The organism is Saprospiraceae bacterium (assembly GCA_016709995.1).
GTDB lineage: Bacteria > Bacteroidota > Bacteroidia > Chitinophagales > Saprospiraceae > JADJLQ01.
The window spans coordinates 1-22,865 of sequence record JADJLQ010000003.1; the positions used below are offsets into that span (position 1 = coordinate 1).

Consider the following 22,865-nt stretch of genomic DNA (forward strand, 5'->3'; position numbering starts at 1 on the left):
TTTTTCACCGGAATTTTTCTTTTACAACTTTTCATGTAGCTGCATTAAAATATAAAAACGATCAGGACTACTTTGCCCTTTTGTGTCCCCCGAGGCTTTAGGAGTACGAAATTTACCACCCCGAAGTATTACTAACAGATGATTGTCAAAATGAAAAACGATCAGACTTCTTCACGCTTTCGCACCTTTGCAAGACGATCGCAACAATCTTTGGATCTATTGCATGCCAGGATTCATAAAAATACCTGGCTTCAGATTTTTACCGCTTTCACCCGGTGTATCCTGGCTATTGGCTTTATTCCAGCCAGCTTGCCAAAAATTCTGCATAAACCATTTACCAGTATCAGTGCTATGGATCCGGTTGGGGCTTATTTCAAGGCATTATATGAGACAGGGTATTATTATGATTTTATAGGGTGGTGCCAGTTGACTGCCTCCATTTTATTATTATTGCCGCGTACAGCTCATGTAGGGGGCGCTATTGTTTTTTCCTATTATTTTAAACATTACCGTACTGACCAATTCAGTTGGGTTTAAAGGTACATGGTTGGTGACCATCATGATGTCAATAGCCAATTTGTACCTATTATGTTGGGAGTATGACAGGATCAAGTCATTGTTTATTGATCGTAGAACCAGTTCAAGTCATTTTGATAAAAATATGCTTGGTTGATCCCAGCCATTTTTACGTTGGGTGGTTTGGGTGTGATGGTCATGATGTTGATTTTGGGTATTGCCAGGTATGATCAAATCTCTTTGCGCAGTATCCTACCGCTCATGGGTGCTGGCTTGATTTTTTGGTTGTGTTGTTTACCTGCATTATCGTAATATGAAGGTAGGACCTGCTAAGCCGGATGGTATAGAAATTATGGATTAGATTATATTCGATGGCGGATGCCTTTAGCGATTGAAGAAAACTAGGGATCATATCATCGAGTTTAATTGCCTGTTTAAAAAGTTTTTTCTGCACCGGGGCAATGATCTCAAACTCAATGTCATTTTTATCGACAGCTTTTGACTTAGCATCCTCTTTTACTTTTACACTGAGGAGCTTAAATTCGCTGAGTCGGTTGCCAAGTGCTTTCCATCCTTTTACATCGATATATTGGCTGATCTTAAAGTCTTTGGTAAACTTTTGATTTTTTGATTTCCAGCTGTATTCCACGACGGGGTCTATTCCACAATGAGCATATAATAATTTTGAATCTTTGTGGTCAGTGATAAATTTGAACCGAGTAGAGGTAGTCGTGGTTTCTATCAAAAATCGTTTGACCATCGTCCACTTTTTATCTCCATCATAATAGATAGCGTCTATCGGCCAGGTAGGCTCAAATTTGCCTATCCAGATCAGTTCGTCCACATTAAACCTAAGGCTCATCTCCACAGTATTGAGTTGGTAAGATCCATCATTCCAAAGTGACAGGATCAGATCGCCGGTATCAAATTCGCCAAGGGTGATTCCCCTCAATTCGGAATTGAGCCTGCCGGTGGACTCATCCAGCCAAAGTGGTTGTGCCCCCAAAGAACTCTTGCCTTTCTCCAACAACTCAACTTTGCGTATCGGGTATTTAGTCACGGTATTGCCTTTAGAGGTTTTTCCTTTGATTTCCATAGTGGCAAAGTCAAATTCAAACTGTTTTTTCTTGGCAGTGCTACCCTGGGAAAGTTGGATCTGCACGATCTCAGATTCTCCATTTGGATTAGCGCTGATGTAGATGAGTTTGGAGTCTTTGTGATCAGAAGCGATAGCATATTCTTTGTCTCTGGTTACGCCGCCGATCTGAAATCTTTTGGCAAACGCTTTGCCACTATCGCCATCTACATAGATTACATTAAAGACGGTGCGATCATCTGTTTTTTTCCACACGTTGGCATAGCGAAGGTCTTTGCCCATAAATACTTTTTCGCCCATTTTGGAGACTTTCATTTTGCCATCTCTGCGGAAAGCCACGATGTCATCGATATCACTGCATTCTCCCACCAGGGTAGAGGTATCTTTTTTGAGGCCCCAACCTATGAATCCTTCTTTCTCATCGACATATAGCTTTGTATTGTTGGCTACTACTGTATTGGCCTGGATGGTTTCAAATTCGGAGATGGTCGTCTTGCGGTCTTTTCCTTCACCATATTTTTTTCTAAGATGCTCAAACCAGGAGATGGTATATTCCGTCAGGTGATGGAGATCATGTCGTATTTGTTCCAGGCTTTTTTCAGTCTCCCGGATTTGTTCGTCTGCTTTGAAGGTATTGTATTTTGAGATTCGTTTGATTTTAATCTCCGTGAGCTTGGCTACATCTTCGTCTGTGATTTCCCTGGAGAGTTTTAACCTTTGTCTTTGGCTGAAGCTTTTCCGAAGGAGTAGATATATATTTTTTAAGCTCCGTATGTATGGTCTCGATGACTTCCTCCCAGCTTTCACATTCCTCTATTTCGTGGTAGATTCTGTTTTCAATAAATATTTTTTCAAGATTGGCAAAGTGCCAGAGTTCGTTGAGTTCAGCATTTTTGATCTCCAGCTCTTGTTTTAACAACTCTTTGGTTGAATCTACCGTGCTTCGCAGAATGTCGGAGACTGTCAAAAACATTGGTTTTTTGTCCACAATCACACAGGCATTGGGAGAGACGGAGAGCTGGCAATCGGTGAAAGCATAGAGCGCATCTATTGATACATCCGGAGATACTCCCGGCTGTAATTCGATGGCTATCTCTATCTCCGCCGCGGTGTTATCTGTGATTTTTTTGATTTTGATTTTTCCTTTTTCATTAGCTTTGAGGATACTTTCTATCAGTGAAGTCGTCGTCGTACCATAAGGAATCTCAGTGATGATCAGATTCTTTTTGTCTACAGCTTCTATTTTGGCCCTGATCTTGACTTTGCCTCCGCGCTGGCCGTCATTGTATTCATTGATATCGATACTACCTGCAGTCTGAAAATCAGGGTAAAGTTTAAATCTTTTACCTTCAAGATATTTGATGGCTGCGTCGATGATTTCATTAAAATTGTGAGGAAGAATTTTCGTAGAAAGTCCTACCGCGATGCCCTCGGCACCTTGAGCAAGAAGAATAGGGAACTTCGCAGGCAGTGTGACAGGCTCTCTTTTTCTGCCGTCATAGGACAATAGCCAGGAGGTGGTCTTAGGATTAAAGATGACTTCCAAGGCAAACTTGGTAAGTCGGGCTTCGATGTATCTGGGTGCAGCCGCAGAAGCTCCGGTCCGAGCATCACCCCAGTTGCCCTGGGGATCGATAAGAAGCTCCATTTGACCAAGGTTGACCATGGCATCCCGGATGGCCGCATCGCCATGTGGATGGTACTGCATCGTCTGGCCTATGACATTGGCTACTTTATTGTACCGGCCGTCATCTATCTCGTAAAGGGCATGCAGGATACGGCGCTGCACCGGCTTGAGGCCATCTTCCATAGCCGGTACTGCTCGCTCTAGGATGACATAAGAGGCATAGTCCAGAAAATAGGACTCATACATACTGTTCAAACTGGTGATCTTGATGCCTTCTGAGCCTTTAGGGACAGGTATGAATGGTGGATTCTGCTTTTTAGCCATGTATATTTAATTTTCCGGGGCAAACATATTAAGAAAAATTGTTATCTGAAAAATTTAATGAGAAACAGATCATGGAGAAACCCCTCTGAGCTACCCCCCAGTTAAAATATATCATTGAAGTAATGATTGATTTACGCCATAATAGTCGCTGATGTATTGTTTTTTGGTTAAAAAGATAGCTAATGTGCTGTGTTGTCACCAAACCGCATTGGGACAATCATTTTTATAAGAAATGATAAGAAGTATTCATATGACTTGATTTTGCCTAAAAGGTTAAATTTTTTAAAAATCTAGCAGCATGCATCTGGGATCCACCGTTTAACCTTAACTTGGATCTACTAAATCCAAGGGTCATGGATATAACTATTCCTATCGAGTCAGAAGACGATTTTATTAATGCTTGTGTTCGCAATGAACGATGGGCTCAAAAAAAATTGTACGAAGACTACTACAGCAGCATGATGGGGCTGTGCTTGAGATATGCCAATACGGACGAAGATGCGATGGATATCCTTCACGAGGGATTCATCAAAGTCTTCAGACATATCAGCAAATACCAGGCAGGCACCTCACTTTCAGCCTGGATCAGGCGCATCATGGTCAATACTTCGATAGATTATTATCGAAAAGAGACCAGGAGGCGCACTGAAAACATCGACAAAGCCTATGCCATCAGTACAGCTGATGTAGATGCAGTGAGTCGATGTGGTGAAAGTGAAATACTCAAATCTATACAGCAACTCACTTTTGCTTATAGATCAGTATTCAATCTATATGTAGTAGAGGGATTTTCTCACAAGGAGATCTCCGAACAATTGGGGATTACAGAAAGTACTTCCAGATCCAATTTAGTAAAAGCCAGGATTAAGTTGAAGGAGATATTGTTGGGTAAAGGCAAAATACATGGAGAATAATTCATTTGATAATTTTATAAAACAAAAGATTGAACATCCTTCCGTTGAGATGGATGCTCGTGCATGGGATTTATTCATGCTGACGGCCATTGAAAAAGGGGAAGAAGATATATTTGAAGATGCTTCTGCGGATGCATTGGTGAGAGAAGGATTAAAAGATTTTAAAGTAGCCTATGATCCCACGAGTTGGGATGTGCTGGCTGATAAAATAGATACACCTGAGGAAGAACCGGTAGTTGTTCATCAAAAATTTGACAAAGAAATCTCTAACTCCCTAAGAGACCTCAGGAGGAAATATGATGCGGCTTCCTGGCCAAAGCTAGCGGCACGCCTTGATGCCGAAGAGCGATATATCAGGCATTATTATCGAGCCAAATTTGTAGAAGCAGTAGTGTTCTTTTTACTGGTCATCACTTTATTTCAGATGAGTCAATCCAGTAAGGTGAAGTCAGAAATCGAAAATATAGCCACTCCAAAAATCAATCAGGAAGTCGCTTCCAGGGATCTCGCTGGACCGCAAGTATCGGGTTCTACCGCCAAAGCCCAAACCTATCATTTGACTACACCTTTGAATGGGTCAATTAAAAAAGGCGATTTCAATACAGGCAGATTGACTGAGAGCCTGCCGACTAAAGATTCACCTGCGATGATAGATGCGGTAGTCAATTTTTCAACATCGGGTACTGGTTCAATTCGCGACATTTTTAACCTGGCAAGTTTAAGAAGCGATATTGATCGAACATCTGCTGCTCGTAAGATTTCAGAGGACAAAATCAATCTTAATGTGATATCTGCTGAAAATAGTATACTCGGACAGGATCTGGCTAGTACTTTATTTGACGCCATCCCAGGAAATGTGCCTGGGGTGAGTTTCTCCAATCAATCCTTGCCTTCCATGACGATTAAGTCTATCAAAAAAGGTGTTTGGAAAGTAGGTATGTATACCCATTTGGATTATAATCAGATTTATTTTCCTGATCAGATAGTGTCTGTATTGGGTGAGCAGGCACCTTATAAAGCGAAGACGGTACATTCTTCGGGATATGGCGTCGGGTTTAAAGCATTATATAGCAAGAAACAATTTGGGTTGGAGACAGGTATAGGATATGCCAATCGTGCTTATTCTCCCAATCGTAAATATTATATAGACCCGTATTACAATGCAGATTTTGCTAATATTGAGTATGAAATCGTAGAGATGCCCCTATCGGTTAGGTATGCTGCAAAAAAGGATAGCCGTGTTAGGCCCTATGCTCAAGTCGGGTTGAATGCTAATTTTATCACGAGGGCCAATTATGATATCGTAGCTGAATCCAAATTGGCCAGAACTTTCACTTCTAAGAATGCTGATTTAACTGCTCAACAAGAATATATACTGAGTAAAGCCAGGGATCAGTTTACAAAATTCGATAAAAGAAGGGTGTTAGTTTATGCCCAGGGTTCCACTGGTTTAGAATGGAAGATTAACTCTACCGCAGATATATATTCTCAGATTACTTTTGGTCAGAGATTATTGAGCAGACAGTTTGGTCCCAATTTTGATCAGTTCAAGACACTATCTATGGAGATCGGTCTGAGAACTAAGATTTAAAATAATATAAATCAGAAAAACAATCTGCTCTTTTACACCAATTCCAATTGAGCAGCAGCCATCCGTAAAAAATTAGGCAATACAGTTGATCTTGTTCGTGCGAGTTTGAGTGGATCTCTCAGATGATCCATCATTTCGTCATAACCTAGCTGTCCTACATTTTGAATAATGGGTTGTTTTTTTGCGCCATTAAAATGCACGAGCATACCGGCAGGATCAGCCTCAGGGTGAAATTGAGTACCAATAAAATAATCTGAAAATCGAATCGCCATCAATGCCCGGTCATGGGTATCCGGAGCAGTCGTGGTCTCTTCTGTCAATAAGGTAAATCCTCGTCTATCCATGATTTCCACATCTGGCCTGATGACCTGGTACATACGAAAATCTGCAGCATAAAAAGAGTCAGGGAGATGGTCAAATATAGGCTCGGACCTTCCTGATACCGTTAACTTGACAGGCATGATACCATACGAAGATGGGTGCCGCTGGCTGATCTCTGCAAAATCATAATGCCTGCAAATCATCTGGAATGAATGACAGATAAAAAAGACAAACTTTTTAGAAGTATGGGCCAACTTATTTGATGCCTCAATCGAGTCTATGAGTTCAAAATATTTGCTATCCCACGGCATACCCTGGGTGTCCAATGGGCTGCCCGGGCCCCCACTACTTATATATATGTCATAAGATAAATCCGGTACTTCCTCCTCATACCTGATCGCAAAGGTATCTGTGACGATCTCCATGTCTACTTCCCGCGAGAAAGATTCTATAAGGTCATAGATACAGCGTATGCCTTCGTTAGGCTCCCCATTGTATAAATCCAATATGGCTATTCGTATGCCTTCACGGTCTAATGCCAGCATCAATAATTTAGGTTGGTGAATCTATGCAAAGATAAGTACAAGGATAGTAATTTAAACATATGAAAATCTGAATTATATATATGTGTTAAATGTAATATATTAAAATTTGCAACTGCTGGCATCGTTTCCCACATAATAATTTTTATAGTTTTTGGCAGAAGGATCCATGCACCCTTTTAGATTTAATAATTTGATATCCCTAAACTCCACCGGCTGGCCTTCACTTTGTAGTGCTATAAATCCTTCTTTCAAAGGTTTGCCTGGATTCCAGAAGGCTGGATCATACCGATTGACTACTCCACCCCCCATGGATGGATGACTATATTCCAGCACTACTTTGCCATTGACTATGTGTTGGATCAGGGAGTCACCATATACAATGAGTTCGGCCTTCACCCATTCGTTTTTATCGATGGTAGGACTGGTCGAATTGAGGCAATGACCAGGATATTTTTGGCCTTGGTATTCTATTTCGGTACCAGGTGAACACATATTACAGGTAGGTCTGGGCTTTCCGTCACCTAAGCCGGCCAGAAATTGCATTTCAACTGAGATGGGCCAGTCTTGCTCCTTTGGTATGCTAGCCGGATCTTGGGAGTGGTACATCACTCCACTGTTGAGCAAGGTAAAATCAGGTGCCCCGGGTTGCAAGTCCCCATAAAACCGATATTCCATGCTCAGATGGAAGTAAGCAAAGGGAGTCTTATAATACAGATGTCCATATTGCTCATTAAACTCACCATATTGATCATAGCTCACCTTGATTTTTTTCTTTTCTACGCTGAATGTATTGCCGTAGTTTTCATTATAATCATGATGATGGATTTTGACTATCCAATCCTGCAGGTTGCGACCATTAAATAGTTTTTTCCAGTCCTTTTTTGATTGAGCCTGGGAGGTATAGCTGACCATTAAGATCCAAATACCGAATAATGCTTTAAGATTCATGAGTATGAATTTAGCTTATTAATTGAACAGGCATTAAAATAAAATGGGTTATTCTCACTAACTGGGTCCTTCGGGTTCGTAAACTTACTACCTGAAATTTGCTATTAACATTGAACTACTTCAGAGCATTAAGGGTCTACCTTCAGTATAGCTGTCCTGCTTGCGGTCATAAGGAATAATATTATCCCATTCTTCGGCAGACGATCGGGCTACAAAGGCTACGACGGGTTCCGTATCACTCATATTAAAAACTTCATGGGGTACCCCTGGTTTGATGTAAATAAAATCGCCTGCTTCGTTTTCGATTATTTTTTTGAGGCCAGGGCCAAACTCATGTCGCACTCTTCCCTGTATAATGTACAAGATCAATTCAAAATCTACGTGAATGTGCGCATAAGCCACGCCACTAGGTGGTATCGTCGCTATATTGGCTGAGAGTTTGGTTGTGCCAACATTTTTTGCAGACATACCTTGTTTGTAATGAATGCCATTCCAATCTCTCCGTGGGCCTCCACCTCTGATAGTGAGGATGCCATCATGATCTTCAACAGCATTTTTTTGGATCTGATCTTTATCGTAATTCATATATCATTAAATTAGAGACATTATTAGATTGCCATCTACACCAGGTTTTTTCATGTGATTATATATTTGATTCTCCTGAGCTTGCTTCATAATTGAACAGGAGAAAATCAATACAGATTAAAGTGGTACCTGTCCAATACTTTGTCGGATATATTTACCCCAGGTCAAATTGTCTACCCCAGGCTTATGTTCCTGAGCCCGTTCCACAGCATATTTGGCAGCGTGTTCGACGACCCAGTCCCAGTTCTCCTGCCCGACAGAATGTAAATCTGCATCCGGAGCAGGATTGCAAAAATCAATGGCGTAAGGAATACCATCCCTGACTGCAAACTCGACAGTATTAAAATCGTAGCCGAGGTATTCATTCAATTTGAGCACATAGGATTTGATGAGTTCTATGAGTTTAGGATCATCGGGCATCCTGGCATCATAACGTAGATGATGAGGATTGCGAGGTTCGTAAGGCATGATTTTGACATATTTTCGACCGATGCAATAACATCTATAGTAGCCTTCAAACTGAATTTCTTCCTGGAGCAACATGACCAACTGGTTGGTCTCACCATATTTTTCAAAAAAATCGTCTTTATCGTTGATCTTGTACACATGTTTCCATCCTCCGCCGGCAAAGGGTTTCATGTACGCCGGCCAACCAATATAATCAAACATGCCATCCCAATCCAAAGGGAAGGCGAGGTTTCTAAAAGAGGTCTCCTGCGTATCTGGCGGCCGTTCTTTAGATGGCAGGATCACGGTTTTTGGCACGGGTACCCCTATCTTGACAGCCAGGCAATTGTTAAAAAATTTATCATCAGCACTCCACCAAAATGGGTTATTGATCACTGCTGTGCCGGTGATGGCAGCATTTTTGAGCATAGCCCTATAGAAGGGTACATCCTGAGATATTCGATCTATAAGGACATCGTAACCCTGAGGGGAAGCCTGCGCCACTTTATCTATACGCACAGCTTCTGCGGTGATGCCGGGTATATTCATTTGATTGACTCTATCCACAAAAGCTGGCGGAAAACTACTTTCCATGCCGTGCAGTATACCTATCTTCTTCATAATTTTGTAATTTGGTCCAAAATAATTAATTATTACGGCCTTGCATTCAAGTAATCATCTTTTTCATTCTAAATTTTTGGATCGGGGGTAGATTTGAGTTTTTACAATGATACTTCCCATCGTGCTACTTATACCCATTTGATCCTGGTCAATGATGGACAGGACCTCCACCAAATGGGACTTCACGAAGCATTGAGAGGGCAATCCGAAATAAGCGTGCACAATACCCTGGTGGTAGGCTGTGCGGCTGCTCCTGGCGAAATGCGAAAACAAGAATACGGCGTGCAATGGGCCTCTGATTATGCAGGGAGAGGTAGCAAAGCTGGCCATTATTCACAATTTATCTCTGCAGAACTCATGCCATGGATAGCACAACAATTTCCCTTAAGTGGCCAGGTGCAATGTGCTATCGCCGGTTGGAGCCTCGGAGGACTCAGTGCCATCGATATAGCCTGGCATGCTCCGCATTTGTTTCACAAGACTGGCGTGTTCTCAGGTTCACTTTGGTGGCGCAATCCTGACCTGATACAGGATGATCCACATCACAGACTGATGCATCACAAAGTAAGGCATGCCCCTGTCAAACCAGCTCTTAAATTTTGGTTTCAGGCAGGGACTGAGGACGAAACCGCTGATCGGAATAATAATGGGATCATCGATGCGATAGATGATACACTTGATCTGATAGAGGTCTTACATGCAAAGGGGTATCACAAAAACCGGGATATGCATTTTCATATTGAAAAAGGTGGTCGTCACGATGTAGAGACCTGGTCGCGGGTGATGCCTTTGTTTCTGAACTGGATGGTGGTGAATTAGACGATCATCCGGTATCCAACCCACGTGAGCAATACTCCTCCAATCAGACTACTCAGCACATAGGTCAACGCCATGGGCAGATGCCCTCGTTGCAATAGTAAAAAGGTCTCCGCTGAAAAACTGGAAAAAGTCGTAAATCCACCACAAAATCCGGTGGTCAAAAACAATCGGGTCTGCATCGAGCTATCCGATTTGGTCAACCAAGGTACAAGCATACCTATCAACAGGCAGCCTGTTAAATTGGCGATAAAGGTCGCCCAGGGAAAACGATCCGGCACCGGTTGAATGGCGAAGGATAGCAGGTATCTTGCCACGCCGCCCAAAGCTGCACCAAGCGCTACGGATAATAAATAATTAAAGTTCATATTTGATTCAGACTGAGCAGCACGAAAATAATTACTTTATTCGCTTATAAGCTCTATTTTTAGGAATATTAGAAAAAGTGTTTTCGAATGGTAAGTGATACCCTTAAATCCCCGGCATCCGATAATTTAGATCCGTCTTATAAATTTTCAATATTGATTCCAACCTGGAACAATCTGGAATATCTCAAATTATGTATAAAAAGCATTAGGGAAAACTCATCCTACAAACACCAATTCATCTTACATATAAATGACGGATCAGACGGTACGCTCGATTGGGTCAAAGCTCAGTCCGATATCGAATATTCTCATTCCGATACCAATGTTGGCGTATGCACCGGGCTCAATCGGTGCAGTCTCTTGAGCTGTACGGATTACATACTGTATATGAATGATGATATGTATGTGTGTCCCGGATGGGATCAGGTCATCAGCGATGAGATCCAATCCATAGGGCACAATGATTTTTTTATTTCATCTACTTGTATAGAATCCCAAACAGATAGTAATTGTGTGATCGAAAAGGATTATGGTAGAAATATTGGGAGTTTTAATGAAGCAAACTTACTGTCAGGTTACGATGCCTTATCAATGAATGATTGGAGTGGTGCTACCTGGACACCCAATATTGTGCACAAAAGCTGGTGGAAAGCAGTAGGAGGTTATAGTGAGGAGTTTTCTCCAGGCATGTATTCTGATCCTGATTTTTCGATGAAATTATGGGTACATGGAATGCGCTTATTTATTGGGTTGGGCAAAAGCAAAGTGTATCATTTCGGTTCTACTTCTGTCAAAAGAGTGATTAAAAATCCAGGTTATAGAAAGTTTTTATCCAAATGGAAAATGACCTCCGGTACTTTTATCCGGTATTACCTTAGACGCGGATTTAAATTTAGTGGAGTCTTGCCAGAACCTGTCATTCCTCACTGGATAAAAGCAAAGAATTATTATAAAAGATTCGCTTATTCTGTTTTTAATTCAAATGCCATTTTATGACGATCAACCAACTTCAACACGAGGTAGATGTATGGATAAAAACCTTTGGTGTCAGATATTTTTCTGAACTGACCAATACCGCCATCCTCGCTGAGGAATGCGGAGAAGTAGCCAGGCTCATGGCACGGATATACGGCGATCAATCTTTTAAAAAACCAGAAGATGCGGTTCACGCAAAAGAGGACCTTGCCGCTGAAATGGCCGATGTACTCTTTGTATTGACTTGCATAGCAAATCAATGCGATATCGATCTGCAACAAGCCATCGAAGACAATATGAAACATAAAGGCATCCGTGATCATGTAAGACATCAATCAAATCCTAAACTGAAATGATAAATCGCATTAAAATTTTACTGATCATCCTCGGATGCAATATACCTGGTATAAGCCAGGAGCAGGTACTTTGGTATCGCACACCGGCCAGCCACTTTGAAGAAGCATTGCCTATCGGAAATGGCCGTATCGGAGCTATGGTGTATGGGGGCATCGACACAGATCGACTTTCGCTCAATGATATCACCCTATGGTCGGGGGAGCCTGTAAATCCTTATAACAATCCGGAAGCTTACAGACACCTTCCTGCAGTGCGGGCAGCATTGTTCAATGAAGATTATGCTGCAGCAGATACCCTGGTGAGAAAATTACAGGGGAATTTTTCCAGTGCTTACGAACCACTGGGGAACCTTTTTCTACATTTTGACCATAGAGCTTCTACGACAGATTACAAAAGGACCCTGGATCTTGCAAAGTCACTTGCTGCAGTGACTTATAGGGCAGGTACTACCAGCTATTCACGATCTTATTTTGCCTCCAATCCAGATCAATTGATCGTAATCAAACTGGCTTCGAAAGGTCCTGACAAAATGAATTTTAGTATCAATATGAATAGTTCACTTCAGTACCGTACTAAAATGGATCAGAATAGTTTGATCTTACTGGGAAGAGCACCCGTAAGGTCTCAACCCAATTACTTACAGGTCAGAGATGCTGTAAGTTATGTAGAAGGCCGGGGAACGAGATATACAGCCCAGGTCCAAATCACTTCTAAAGATGGAAAGATTGATTATCAGGATTCTACTATCGTCGTGACGAATGCTTCTCAAGCTGAGATCCGCTTGAGCATGGCTACCAGTTTTAACGGATTCGATCAGGATCCTTTCAAAGCCGGCAAAGATGAAGTAGGGCTAGCTAAAAAATATTTGCAAAATGCAAGTCAATACAATTATAAAACCCTCCTCAAGCGACACCAGGCGGATTATCTTGCTTTGTATGACCGCGTACAGCTGTCCTTAAATGCCGCTCCCGCTCCAGGCCTGGATATATATGACAGAATGCGCAAGAACACGGCTACTTCTACCGATCAGGGCCTCATATCTTTATACTTCAATTATGGTCGATATCTTTTGATCAGCAGCTCCCGTACCATGGGAGTACCTATCAATCTTCAAGGACTTTGGAATGAAAATGTAAGACCTCCATGGAGTAGTAATTACACCGTAAACATCAATACTGAAATGAATTATTGGCCGGTGGAGGTCTGCAATCTGAGTGAGCTACATCTTCCGTTGCTGAGTTTTATCTCCAACCTGGCAGAGACCGGCAAGGTCACAGCAAAAACATATTATAATACCGGTGGATGGACTTGTCACCACAACAGCGATATTTGGGCCATGACCAATCCGGTTGGCGATTTTGGCAATGGAAGTCCGCAATGGGCCAATTGGCCACTCGGTGGAGCCTGGTTATCCACCCATTTATTTGAACATTACCAGTATACAAAAGATGACAATTATTTAAAAAAGACCGCCTATCCACTACTCAAAGAGGCTGCCAGGTTTTGCCTACAGTTCCTGGTACGAGATCCGAAAGGGTTTTTAGTCACAGCCCCATCTACTTCACCTGAAAATGTCTATATCACCGATCAGGGATTAAAAGCGTCCACACTCTATGGTGGTACTGCCGACCTGTCGATGATCAGACAATTGTTTGACGATGTGATCAATGCATCAAAGATTCTGCAAATGGATAGAGGCTTCAGTGACTCCTTGTCTGCTGCTTTGACTCAAATCTATCCCTATCAGATAAGTCAAAGAGGTTATTTGCAAGAGTGGTATCACGATTGGGATGATGCAGAAGTCACCCACAGGCATCTATCTCACTTATTTGGAGTATATCCGGGCTATTCGATCACCCCGGATAATAAAGAGTTGTTTGAAGCGGCCAGGCAGTCTTTGATTCGGCGTACAAATAATGGTACAGGTTGGTCTATCTCCTGGAAGATCTCCATGTGGGCCAGGCTACTGGATGGAGATAAAGCCTATGATGCGATTCAAAAATTACTGACCTACTATCCGGCAGATAAAAACGAAATCAAAATGGCTGGTGGAGGCACTTATCCCAATCTTTTTGATGCGCACCCCCCATTTCAGATAGATGGCAATTTTGGAGGCACTGCCGGTATCGCGGAAATGCTTCTGCAAAGCCACCAGCATGAGATCAAGTTGTTGCCTGCCTTGCCTGCTGCCTGGCAGGAGGGATTTGTAAAGGGGCTCAAAGCAAGAGGCAATATCACTGTAAATTTGTACTGGAAAGCAGGTCGCCTCGTGAAAGCAAAATGCAAATCAGCGATCAGCCAGGAAAAGACCTTCCAATACGAAAACACGCCTAAACTAGTTAGCTTGCCAGCCAATAAATGGATTACAATTACCTTTTAACCGTTTTGCCTTCAATTCAATGCAGTTGCCACCTATGACCCGATGGCTCTTAAACAGGGTGTTGATGATCATTCCCGTATTATTGATCATCAGTATTCTGGCGTTTTTATTGATGCGATCTATGCAGACAGAGATAAACCTGCTCAAAGCTGACCAGCTGGGACGAAATGGAAATATTGCTAAAACCAGAGTTGCTGATGATAACTTACCACTTTTTTATTTTTCAATTCTTCCATCCAATTATCCCGACACGATATATAAGATAAGGCCTAAAAGTACTAACCAAAGAGCCATCTCTTTTTTGCGACAAGGTACCAAATGGGAAGATCTACAGAAATATCTTTTACTGGAAAAAAATTTGAGTAGGTCTGAGAACCAATCTCTCCAATCTCTAATCTGGTTGATCAATCAGTCTAATGATTTGCATGAGATTAAGTCGGCCACCCAACATGTCTCTGACTCATTAAGAAACTATCCTGACTTTCAATCCTGGGTGGGCCAACTCGACCGTTGTATAGCAGGTAGCAATAAGCTTCAACTTTATTTTCCATCTATCTATTGGTATGGCATGGAGAATCAATACCACCGGTGGATCAGCAGGATCCTACATGGAAATCTTGGCAATTCTATTGTCGACAACAGACCAGCCTGGACCAAGATAAAAGAAGCTTTAAGCTGGACCTTGTCATTCAATTTAATCTCACTTCTCCTGATATTTTTATTGGCCATCCTGGCAGGAGAATATTTATACAAAAATGTAAACAATAAAAAAGGTAGGTTCCTTGAAGCATTATTGTTGTTTTTCTATAGCATCCCGAGGTTTTTCTTTGGTATCATATTGATCTACTTGTTTGCCAGTGATACTATTTTTCCTGCCTTGCATATATTCCCAACGCCAGGATTTATGAATGCACCACCGGAAGCTTCTATATTTCAGAAGTGGGCTGGTTTTGGGATTTATTTGGTATTACCGACCATCGCGATGGTCATTCCTTCACTAGCTTATATTAGTCGATTATACCTTTCCCGACTACTGGAAGAGGGCACCAAACCTTATGCTTTTTGGGCCTGGAGCAGAGGCGTCCCCCCTGAGCATATTATCAAGAAGCATTTAAGAAAAAATGCATTTATGCCCATCTTGGCTTTAATCGGAATGGAACTGCCTTTACTTTTAGGCGGATCTGTGGTCATTGAAGTATTGTTTAATATTCCTGGTATGGGGAGATTGATGATGCAATCTATTTTATTGCAGGATTGGATAGTCGTATTTAGTATTCTTTTTCTGACAGGGGTACTTACTGTGCTTGGAAAATTAGTGACAGATATCATGATTGGATCAGCGGATAAAAGAATAAAATGGGCTTGATCACCGGTACGATAATAAAACTAAAGCGATTATCATTCATTAGAAAGATATGCCTGGCGATCATAGCATTGAATATGGTCCTGGCATTGGGCGCCAATATCATAGCCAATGATAAGCCACTTTATTGTAATTGTGATGGTCATTCGCTATGGCCTGCCTGGGAAGATTATCTTTCCTGGTTTTACTCAGATCATCAACAGCACTTGACAGACTATACTCATTGCACGCGGGTGATTATGCCATTGATTCCTTTTCACTCGACTTCAATTGATCCTGCCAGTAGCGGATATTCTGCACCCTTAAAAAAAAGTAGTACAGTAGGAGCTACTCATTGGTTAGGGACGGACGCACTGGGTCGAGATGTGTTGGCGGGACTGATACACGGTGCCAGGTTTGTATGGATCCTTGGGTTGCTATCCACTATTATAGCCGCGATACCTGGCATAGGCCTTGGCATGTTGATCGGATATTGGCAGAATAAGAGATTAAAGTGGTCTGTGGGTCAAATATTAATTCTATTGATTTGGTGGTCACTTGCACTGTATGAAGCCATGGTGCTCAGTTGGCATTTTGATGGGGTGTCCTTCGGTTTGATGATGTTGTCATTGTTGATTGTTTGGTCATTGACGAGTAAAATATTTTTTAGAAGTTTTCAAATTATAGGTCCTAAAATATTTGTGCCTGTAGACCATGTAGTGATGCGTGGCATAGATGTATTTGAATCATTTCCAAAAATGTTTTTGTTAATGGGTTTGATGGTGGTGATGACCCGACCTTCTGTATTCATGTTATCTGTAATGGTGGCGATCATTCGATGGACTTTATTTGTACAGGTGGCCAGAGCTGAAACTTTAAAAGAGCGTGTGGCCAATTATGTCATCTCTGCAGAAAATATCAACCTACCCTGGTGGAAAATATTGATTAAGCATATTTGGCCTAATATTAAAAGTTCGCTGTTGGTGACTGCCATATTTTCATTCAGTGCTGCGATATTGGTAGAGGCCTCTCTTTCTTTTATTGGACTGGGACTTAGGATAGAGGTGGTGACATGGGGGAGTCTGCTCAATGCAGGCAGACAATATATGCCCGGGTGGTGGTTGTCCTTGTTCCCTGGTCTTGCTATTTTCTCATTGCTGTTGTCACTCAACTGGTTATTTATCGATAGATCAAAATTGGCTGGTCAATATGAAAAAAGCTGAAAGGTAAAGCATACTTCTTGAAGGATTAAATGCGGATGATTTTCGATAATCACATTAAAAAAATAAATAATATGTTTTATATTTGAAAGGTTAATCTTCGACTGTAACTTATATTTGAAAACATGAACAAAACTGATTTAATAGAACTAATAGCAAAAGGAGCATCCATCTCCAAAGTAAAAGCTGAATCTGCCATCAATATTACCCTCGAGTCAATGCGAAAATCGCTGAAACGGGGGGAAAAAGTACAATTAATGGGGTTTGGCACTTTTTCAGTGACCAAAAGAGCCGCTCGTACCGGTAGAAACCCCCAGACCGGTAAACCTATCAAAATCGCTGCCCGCAAAGTAGCAAGGTTTAAACCTGGCAAGGAATTGATCGCAGCAGTGAAATAAACTGATCTTTTAAAAGTGTAATATGCAAGACTTGCCAAGCTACATTGCTCAAGTATTCTTGATCACTACTTTGGTAGCTGTGCTGCTGTTTTATTTGGCAAGTCATAGATCAAGGACTACTCTGGTTGTAATCATTATTTGGATATTGGTGCAATCTACCTTAGGATTTTTCGGATTTTATGTGCATGCTGCTTCCAATCCGCCAAGGATTTTACTGTTAGTTCTTCCTCCTATACTCCTGATTGTAGGCCTTTTTAACACCGCGCCTGGCAAAAAATATATTGATCAGTTTGATACCGGCATATTGACTTTACTGCACGTAGTCAGAATCCCGGTGGAAATCGTTTTATTTTGGTTATCTGTGCACAAAGCAGTACCAGAACTCATGACTTTTACTGGTCGAAATTTCGATGTATTTTCTGGCTTGACAGCACCCCTGATTTTTTATTTTGGGTATTTTGAAAAAAAACTAAGATCTCCATTGATTTTAATCTGGAATTGTATTTGTGTTGGCCTTCTTTTAAATATTGTGTGTTACGCTGTTTTATCAGCCCCATTACCAATACAGGCTTTTGCTTTTGACCAGCCCAATGTCGCTGTGCTTCATTTTCCGTTTAATTTATTGCCGGCATGCATGGTGCCCTTGGTATTATTCTCCCACTTGGTTTGTATCAGGCAAATCATTTATCCGCCAAAATTGATCGTCAAAGGAAGTGTTATATCCTAAAGGACGGTTAGGAAATATCGATAGAACTTAAACAGCACCACTAATATTTTGCATTGATTTCAATAAAAGAGTAATAAAACCCACTTTTTTGACCTATTCTCCGGTCATATCTTTTGTTCTTCACTGAATTATATATTTCTTTGCGTCGCCAATCCAAATAGTTCAGTCATTTTTGGCAGAACAAATAAGGTATGGTTTATATTATTTGATACAATGAAAAAGGACCTTGATTCTTTGAAAGCAATGGCTTCGCAGGTGAGAAGAGACATCGTGCGCATGGTTTACTATTGCCAAAGTGGTCATCCGGGTGGATCCCTGGGATGTACTGATTTTTTAGTTGCTTTATATGGCGAACATTTAAAGTTTAAGCTTCCATTCGATATGAAAGGCAGGGGGGAAGATCTTTTTTTTCTTTCCAATGGACATATTTCTCCGGTATGGTACAGTGTACTTGCTCATAGTGGGTTTTTTCCAAAAGAAGAGTTGACCACTTTTAGAAAACTAAATACCAGGCTCCAGGGTCATCCTACTACCCATGAGGGATTGCCAGGCGTGAGAGTGGCATCCGGCTCTTTGGGCCAGGGTCTTTCTGTTGGCTTAGGAGCAGCCATGGCTAAAAAATTAGATGGGGATGAAGGCATCGTCCATGTACTGACAGGCGATGGCGAATTGGATGAAGGCCAAAACTGGGAAGCTATCTTGAGCGCAGCCCATCATAAAGTGGATAATTTGATCGCCACGGTTGATTGGAATGGCCAGCAAATAGACGGCCCGACCGAAAAAGTCATGAATTTGGGTGATCTGCCTGCAAAATGGACTGCTTTTGGCTGGGAAGTGATCATATGTGAAAACGGCAATGACCTGCAGGATATATCTGACACGCTGTCTGCTGCCAAATCAAAACTCCACCGGGGTGTGCCAATCGTTATTCTGATGAAAACCAATATGGGGTATGGTGTTGATTTTATGATGAATAGTCATAAATGGCATGGGGTAGCCCCCAATGAAGAGCAGTGTAAAGCAGCTCTGGCTCAGCTTCCGGAAACCCTTGGAGATTTTCCTTTTAACCCAGATTACAAATACAATTAAGCAGACAGTATGATCAATGTAAATAATCTCACCGTATCAGGTAAAAAAGCCACAAGGGATGGATTTGGAGCAGGGCTGCTCGAAGTAGGTCGTACCAACAGTGATGTGCTGGCACTTACTGCTGATCTGTTAGGATCTTTGAAAATGGATGACTTCAAAAAAGAATTTCCTGAGCGTTTTTTTCAAATGGGTATCGCTGAAGCCAATATGATGGGGGTCGCCGCAGGCATGGCTACGGTTGGTAAAATTCCTTATACAGGCACTTTCGCCAATTTTTCTACAGGAAGAGTCTATGATCAGATCAGGCAATCCATAGCCTACTCCCATAAAAATGTCAAAATATGTGCTTCGCATGCCGGGCTCACACTTGGTGAAGACGGTGCTACTCACCAGATCCTCGAGGATATAGGCATGATGCGCATGCTTCCGGGTATGTCTGTAGTCGTACCCTGTGATGCACACCAGACTAAACTGGCTACCATTGCTATAGCCGATCATTACGGGCCGGTCTATTTACGGTTTGGACGACCTGCCTGGCCGGTTTTTACAGAGAATATTCCATTTGAATTGGGTAAAGCCCAGATATTAAATGAAGGATCAGATCTCACGATCATTGCTACCGGTCATCTCGTATGGTTTGGAGTAGAGGCAGTAAAACTGCTTGCTGCCGAAGGGATATCCTGTGATCTGATCAATGTCCATACCATCAAACCACTCGATACGGAGACCATCCTCAACAGTGTCAGTAAGACCCGGTGTGTGGTCACCGCCGAAGAGCATCAGATCTATGGAGGACTCGGAGATATGATCGCTGGTCTGTTATCCCGCAATGAGCCTGCTCCGCAGGAATACGTAGCTGTCAATGATAGCTTTGGTGAAAGTGGAAAACCTGACGAACTCCTGACCAAGTACGGTTTGAGTATAGACAGCATCGTACGGTCTGCCCATAGAGTTTTGAAACGAAAATAGATACTACATACGGGCAGCAGGCATTATCTTGCAGGGATGCAAAACTTATTTTTCAAGGCTTCGGTAAGTTGGAGAATTTTGGTCCTGGTACTGGCCTTCTTTTTATTGAATTTGTCTTATTCGGCCCTAGCCCAGCGACCCTTTCAAAACGAGATAGATCAGTTTAAAAAACAGGACCAGGTATCACCTCCGATTGCGGGACAGATTTTATTGGTGGGTAGTTCTTCCTTTAGACGGTGGACCAATGTGCAGGGTCGATTTCCCGGATATCCTATTCTCAATCGTGGTTTCGGTGGTTCTACCTTACCGGATGTAATAGGTTTTGCTCAAGACATTATCATCCCATATCATCCCAAACAAGTAGCCATCTATTGTGGTGAAAATGATCTTGCTGCCGATAGTACGATCAATGGCAAAACTATATTTAAACGATTCAGGACACTGTCCAAAATTATCAGGAGTGGTTTGCCTGGTTGTCCGATATTATTTGTGGCAGTCAAGCCCAGCCCTTCCCGTGCTCGTGTGTTGGATAAAGTGATCGATGCCAACGCTCGTATCTCTCGTTATTGCCGAAACCATAAAAATTATGCTTTTGCTGATGTATTCACACCAATGTTGGGACCTGACCACAAACCTATGGAAGATTTGTTCGTAGGGGATATGCTGCATATGAATGAAAAGGGATATGATATCTGGACGCGGGTGATTCAACCATATTTGCTTAAGTAAATATGGGCTTTGTGTCGTGTTTTGGAGCAGTTGAACTGCGACATTTTTGAGGAAGCGTCGGAGGAAAACTCCTCCTAAACGGGGTGGTAGGGGCGTTTTGGGGCCTCTAATGAAGTGTTATGGAAGTTTTAGAGCACTAGAACTGCGACCTGGTTACACCTTAACCACATTTAGATTCAATTCCTTCAACTGTGCCGTATCAAGTTCTGAAGGGGCATCGATCATCATATCCCTACCCATATTGTTTTTTGGAAAGGCGATATAATCCCTGATCGAAGTCTGGCCTTGCATGACAGCACACAACCTATCAAATCCGAAGGCGATACCTCCATGCGGCGGAGCACCATATTCAAAGGCATTCAACAAAAATCCAAATTGGTCCTGGGCTTTTTCAGGTGTGAATCCTAACAGAGCAAAGTTTTTAGATTGTAATTCCCGATCATGAATACGAATAGAACCACCACCGATCTCCGTGCCATTGATCACGAGGTCATAAGCGTCAGCCCTGATACTACCCAATATAGTTCGATCGGAGCTGGACATTTTTTCGATATCGGCTGCTTTAGGGGAGGTAAATGGGTGGTGCATAGCAAAATATCTGGCGCTATCCTCATCCCACTCCAATAACGGGAAGTCCAATACCCACAATGGTTTGAAATCACCCGCTTGCATCAGGCCATGCCGCCGGCCAAGCTCCAGGCGCAATTCGCCCAGTTGCTTGCGGGTCTTTTCCTGTTCGCCACAAAGGATGAATATGATATCTCCTGGTTGGGCTTTGACCAGCTCTGCCCAGGTTTTGAGGTCTTCCTGGCTATAAAATTTATCAACACTGGACTTAAAAGTGCCATCCAAATTATACTTGACCTGTACCAGTCCTTTGGCACCGATCTGCGGCCGCTGGACCCATTCGGTGAGCTCTTTGATCTCCTTGTTGGAGTAGGCGTCTGCTTTGCCTTCCAACGCCAGGGCTGCGATATAAGGCACACTATCAAACACATTAAATCCTTTTCCTTTGGCTGCATCATTCAGCTCCTGGATCTGCATACCGAAGCGCAGATCCGGCTTATCGATCCCATAAAATTTCATGGCGTCGTCATAACTCATCCTGGGGAAGGCATTCATCTCCAGGCCTAGCATGACCTTAAACAGATTGACCGTCAAGCCTTCAAACATATTGAGGATATCCTCTCTGTGCACAAAGGACATCTCGCAGTCGATCTGGGTAAACTCCGGCTGGCGATCTGCCCTCAGGTCTTCATCCCTAAAACATTTTACGATCTGAAAGTATTTGTCCATCCCTGCCACCATCAGTATCTGTTTGAAGGTCTGAGGCGATTGAGGCAGGGCATAAAATTGGCCTGGATTCATCCTGGAAGGCACTACAAAGTCCCGGGCACCTTCCGGAGTGCTTTTGATTAAGAAAGGAGTCTCTATCTCGGCAAAACCCTGGTTGGACAGATATTTACGTGTCTCCAAGCCTAGTTTGGATCTGAATAGTATTTTTGATTGTACGGCATTCCTTCTGATATCGAGATATCGGTATTTGGCGCGAATATCCTCGCCGCCGTCCGTGTCATCGGTGATGGTAAACGGAGGTATCTTGGATGCATTGAGTACGAGCAGTGATTTGGCCTCTATTTCTATATCGCCGGTAGGACGCTTTGGATTTTTGGCACTCCTTTCTCTGACCTCACCGGTGACTTGTATTACAAATTCCCGGCCTAGTTTTCTAGCCTGATCGCACAAGGCAGGATCTGTGTCCATATTGAATACCAACTGGGTGATCCCATAGCGGTCTCGCACATCCATAAAGGTCATACCGCCAAAATCCCGACTGGCATCTACCCAGCCGCTCAAAGTCACTGATTGTCCAAGGTGTGACATCCTCAACTCTCCACAATTATGCGTCCTATACATATATATATGATAAATTTTTGAGCCGCAAAGGTAAGCTAAACAA

21 protein-coding genes are annotated in these 22,865 nt (G+C 42.4%); 14 read left to right on the forward strand and 7 right to left on the reverse strand.

The window, feature by feature from the left end; all coding sequences use genetic code 11:
- Nucleotides 1–150 precede the first annotated feature (150 nt).
- Entirely contained in the window at nucleotides 151–537 is a 387-nt protein-coding gene (locus IPJ09_19210) for a hypothetical protein (protein ID MBK7373520.1), read from the forward strand.
- A gap of 1,733 nt (nucleotides 538–2,270) precedes the next feature.
- Here IPJ09_19210 and IPJ09_19215 read toward each other — a convergent pair.
- Complete coding sequence (locus tag IPJ09_19215) at nucleotides 2,271–3,563, reverse strand: hypothetical protein (protein MBK7373521.1); 1,293 nt, start codon at nucleotides 3,561–3,563, stop codon at nucleotides 2,271–2,273.
- A gap of 353 nt (nucleotides 3,564–3,916) precedes the next feature.
- Here IPJ09_19215 and IPJ09_19220 point away from each other — a divergent pair, with 353 nt between their 5' ends.
- Nucleotides 3,917–4,477, forward strand: a complete 561-nt coding sequence (locus IPJ09_19220) for an RNA polymerase sigma factor (GenBank protein ID MBK7373522.1) — start codon at nucleotides 3,917–3,919, stop codon at nucleotides 4,475–4,477.
- Nucleotides 4,467–6,068 carry an outer membrane beta-barrel protein gene (locus tag IPJ09_19225; GenBank protein ID MBK7373523.1) on the forward strand — a complete coding sequence of 534 codons (1,602 nt, stop codon included), beginning with the start codon at nucleotides 4,467–4,469 and terminating at the stop codon, nucleotides 6,066–6,068. The genes IPJ09_19220 and IPJ09_19225 overlap by 11 nt, the downstream gene beginning before the upstream one ends.
- A 32-nt stretch (nucleotides 6,069–6,100) precedes the next feature.
- On the opposite strand, the gene IPJ09_19230 is transcribed toward IPJ09_19225, so the two are convergent.
- The 4 genes from IPJ09_19230 to IPJ09_19245 all read right to left on the reverse strand — a co-directional run bounded on the left by IPJ09_19230 (nucleotide 6,101) and on the right by IPJ09_19245 (nucleotide 9,535).
- Nucleotides 6,101–6,934 (reverse strand): GMP synthase, encoded by an 834-nt coding sequence (locus IPJ09_19230; protein MBK7373524.1) that lies wholly within the window; start codon nucleotides 6,932–6,934, stop codon nucleotides 6,101–6,103.
- A 99-nt stretch (nucleotides 6,935–7,033) separates the two neighbouring features.
- Nucleotides 7,034–7,882, reverse strand: coding sequence for a DUF1080 domain-containing protein (locus IPJ09_19235; protein MBK7373525.1), 849 nt, complete (start codon nucleotides 7,880–7,882; stop codon nucleotides 7,034–7,036).
- A gap of 120 nt (nucleotides 7,883–8,002) precedes the next feature.
- Nucleotides 8,003–8,467 carry a cupin domain-containing protein gene (locus tag IPJ09_19240; protein ID MBK7373526.1) on the reverse strand — a complete coding sequence of 155 codons (465 nt, stop codon included), beginning with the start codon at nucleotides 8,465–8,467 and terminating at the stop codon, nucleotides 8,003–8,005.
- Between the two features lie 117 nt (nucleotides 8,468–8,584).
- Nucleotides 8,585–9,535 carry a hypothetical protein gene (locus tag IPJ09_19245; protein MBK7373527.1) on the reverse strand — a complete coding sequence of 317 codons (951 nt, stop codon included), beginning with the start codon at nucleotides 9,533–9,535 and terminating at the stop codon, nucleotides 8,585–8,587.
- A 93-nt stretch (nucleotides 9,536–9,628) separates the two neighbouring features.
- Between IPJ09_19245 and IPJ09_19250 the strand changes: the two genes are divergently transcribed.
- Nucleotides 9,629–10,354 (forward strand): esterase family protein, encoded by a 726-nt coding sequence (locus IPJ09_19250; protein MBK7373528.1) that lies wholly within the window; start codon nucleotides 9,629–9,631, stop codon nucleotides 10,352–10,354.
- On the opposite strand, the gene crcB is transcribed toward IPJ09_19250, so the two are convergent.
- On the reverse strand, nucleotides 10,351–10,719 hold the full coding sequence (crcB, locus tag IPJ09_19255; protein MBK7373529.1) for a fluoride efflux transporter CrcB: 369 nt from the start codon (nucleotides 10,717–10,719) through the stop codon (nucleotides 10,351–10,353). The genes IPJ09_19250 and crcB overlap by 4 nt on opposite strands.
- A gap of 87 nt (nucleotides 10,720–10,806) precedes the next feature.
- On the opposite strand from crcB, the gene IPJ09_19260 reads away from it, so the two are divergent.
- The 10 genes from IPJ09_19260 (at nucleotide 10,807) to IPJ09_19305 (ending at nucleotide 20,905) form a co-directional block, all read left to right on the forward strand.
- Nucleotides 10,807–11,715: a glycosyltransferase gene (locus tag IPJ09_19260; GenBank protein ID MBK7373530.1), complete on the forward strand. Its 909-nt coding sequence runs from the start codon at nucleotides 10,807–10,809 to the stop codon at nucleotides 11,713–11,715.
- Complete coding sequence (locus IPJ09_19265) at nucleotides 11,712–12,050, forward strand: nucleotide pyrophosphohydrolase (GenBank protein ID MBK7373531.1); 339 nt, start codon at nucleotides 11,712–11,714, stop codon at nucleotides 12,048–12,050. Before IPJ09_19260 ends, IPJ09_19265 begins: the two co-directional genes overlap by 4 nt.
- On the forward strand, nucleotides 12,047–14,431 hold the full coding sequence (locus IPJ09_19270; protein ID MBK7373532.1) for a glycoside hydrolase family 95 protein: 2,385 nt from the start codon (nucleotides 12,047–12,049) through the stop codon (nucleotides 14,429–14,431). The genes IPJ09_19265 and IPJ09_19270 overlap by 4 nt, the downstream gene beginning before the upstream one ends.
- A gap of 19 nt (nucleotides 14,432–14,450) precedes the next feature.
- Nucleotides 14,451–15,797 carry an ABC transporter permease gene (locus IPJ09_19275; protein MBK7373533.1) on the forward strand — a complete coding sequence of 449 codons (1,347 nt, stop codon included), beginning with the start codon at nucleotides 14,451–14,453 and terminating at the stop codon, nucleotides 15,795–15,797.
- A complete protein-coding gene (locus tag IPJ09_19280; protein MBK7373534.1) occupies nucleotides 15,788–16,996 on the forward strand; it encodes an ABC transporter permease in 1,209 nt (402 codons plus the stop codon). The genes IPJ09_19275 and IPJ09_19280 overlap by 10 nt, the downstream gene beginning before the upstream one ends.
- A gap of 122 nt (nucleotides 16,997–17,118) precedes the next feature.
- A complete protein-coding gene (locus tag IPJ09_19285) occupies nucleotides 17,119–17,391 on the forward strand; it encodes an HU family DNA-binding protein (GenBank protein ID MBK7373535.1) in 273 nt (90 codons plus the stop codon).
- Nucleotides 17,392–17,413: 22 nt separating this feature from the next.
- Nucleotides 17,414–18,118 carry a hypothetical protein gene (locus tag IPJ09_19290; GenBank protein MBK7373536.1) on the forward strand — a complete coding sequence of 235 codons (705 nt, stop codon included), beginning with the start codon at nucleotides 17,414–17,416 and terminating at the stop codon, nucleotides 18,116–18,118.
- Between the two features lie 213 nt (nucleotides 18,119–18,331).
- On the forward strand, nucleotides 18,332–19,207 hold the full coding sequence (locus tag IPJ09_19295; GenBank protein MBK7373537.1) for a transketolase: 876 nt from the start codon (nucleotides 18,332–18,334) through the stop codon (nucleotides 19,205–19,207).
- 9 nt (nucleotides 19,208–19,216) lie between these two features.
- Nucleotides 19,217–20,176, forward strand: a complete 960-nt coding sequence (locus IPJ09_19300) for a transketolase family protein (GenBank protein MBK7373538.1) — start codon at nucleotides 19,217–19,219, stop codon at nucleotides 20,174–20,176.
- A 36-nt stretch (nucleotides 20,177–20,212) separates the two neighbouring features.
- A complete protein-coding gene (locus IPJ09_19305; GenBank protein ID MBK7373539.1) occupies nucleotides 20,213–20,905 on the forward strand; it encodes a G-D-S-L family lipolytic protein in 693 nt (230 codons plus the stop codon).
- A 153-nt stretch (nucleotides 20,906–21,058) separates the two neighbouring features.
- Here IPJ09_19305 and aspS read toward each other — a convergent pair whose 3' ends face one another.
- Nucleotides 21,059–22,822, reverse strand: coding sequence for an aspartate--tRNA ligase (gene aspS / locus IPJ09_19310; protein MBK7373540.1), 1,764 nt, complete (start codon nucleotides 22,820–22,822; stop codon nucleotides 21,059–21,061).
- Between the last annotated feature and the right edge of the window lie 43 nt (nucleotides 22,823–22,865).

Excerpts from the sequence above, each read along its gene's own strand:
- IPJ09_19270 (MBK7373532.1), top strand. The coding sequence starts at position 12,047 with ATGATAAATCGCATTAAAATTTTACTGATCATCCTCGGATGCAATATA.
- IPJ09_19285 (MBK7373535.1), top strand. The coding sequence starts at position 17,119 with ATGAACAAAACTGATTTAATAGAACTAATAGCAAAAGGAGCATCCATC.
- IPJ09_19295 (MBK7373537.1), top strand. The coding sequence starts at position 18,332 with ATGAAAAAGGACCTTGATTCTTTGAAAGCAATGGCTTCGCAGGTGAGA.
- IPJ09_19220 (MBK7373522.1), top strand. The coding sequence starts at position 3,917 with ATGGATATAACTATTCCTATCGAGTCAGAAGACGATTTTATTAATGCT.
- IPJ09_19230 (MBK7373524.1), bottom strand. The coding sequence starts at position 6,934 with ATGCTGGCATTAGACCGTGAAGGCATACGAATAGCCATATTGGATTTA.
- IPJ09_19265 (MBK7373531.1), top strand. The coding sequence starts at position 11,712 with ATGACGATCAACCAACTTCAACACGAGGTAGATGTATGGATAAAAACC.
- IPJ09_19210 (MBK7373520.1), top strand. The coding sequence starts at position 151 with ATGAAAAACGATCAGACTTCTTCACGCTTTCGCACCTTTGCAAGACGA.
- IPJ09_19235 (MBK7373525.1), bottom strand. The coding sequence starts at position 7,882 with ATGAATCTTAAAGCATTATTCGGTATTTGGATCTTAATGGTCAGCTAT.
- crcB (MBK7373529.1), bottom strand. The coding sequence starts at position 10,719 with ATGAACTTTAATTATTTATTATCCGTAGCGCTTGGTGCAGCTTTGGGC.
- IPJ09_19215 (MBK7373521.1), bottom strand. The coding sequence starts at position 3,563 with ATGGCTAAAAAGCAGAATCCACCATTCATACCTGTCCCTAAAGGCTCA.
- IPJ09_19280 (MBK7373534.1), top strand. The coding sequence starts at position 15,788 with ATGGGCTTGATCACCGGTACGATAATAAAACTAAAGCGATTATCATTC.
- IPJ09_19300 (MBK7373538.1), top strand. The coding sequence starts at position 19,217 with ATGATCAATGTAAATAATCTCACCGTATCAGGTAAAAAAGCCACAAGG.
- IPJ09_19240 (MBK7373526.1), bottom strand. The coding sequence starts at position 8,467 with ATGAATTACGATAAAGATCAGATCCAAAAAAATGCTGTTGAAGATCAT.
- IPJ09_19290 (MBK7373536.1), top strand. The coding sequence starts at position 17,414 with ATGCAAGACTTGCCAAGCTACATTGCTCAAGTATTCTTGATCACTACT.
- IPJ09_19275 (MBK7373533.1), top strand. The coding sequence starts at position 14,451 with ATGCAGTTGCCACCTATGACCCGATGGCTCTTAAACAGGGTGTTGATG.
- IPJ09_19260 (MBK7373530.1), top strand. The coding sequence starts at position 10,807 with ATGGTAAGTGATACCCTTAAATCCCCGGCATCCGATAATTTAGATCCG.
- IPJ09_19225 (MBK7373523.1), top strand. The coding sequence starts at position 4,467 with ATGGAGAATAATTCATTTGATAATTTTATAAAACAAAAGATTGAACAT.
- aspS (MBK7373540.1), bottom strand. The coding sequence starts at position 22,822 with ATGTATAGGACGCATAATTGTGGAGAGTTGAGGATGTCACACCTTGGA.
- IPJ09_19245 (MBK7373527.1), bottom strand. The coding sequence starts at position 9,535 with ATGAAGAAGATAGGTATACTGCACGGCATGGAAAGTAGTTTTCCGCCA.
- IPJ09_19305 (MBK7373539.1), top strand. The coding sequence starts at position 20,213 with ATGCAAAACTTATTTTTCAAGGCTTCGGTAAGTTGGAGAATTTTGGTC.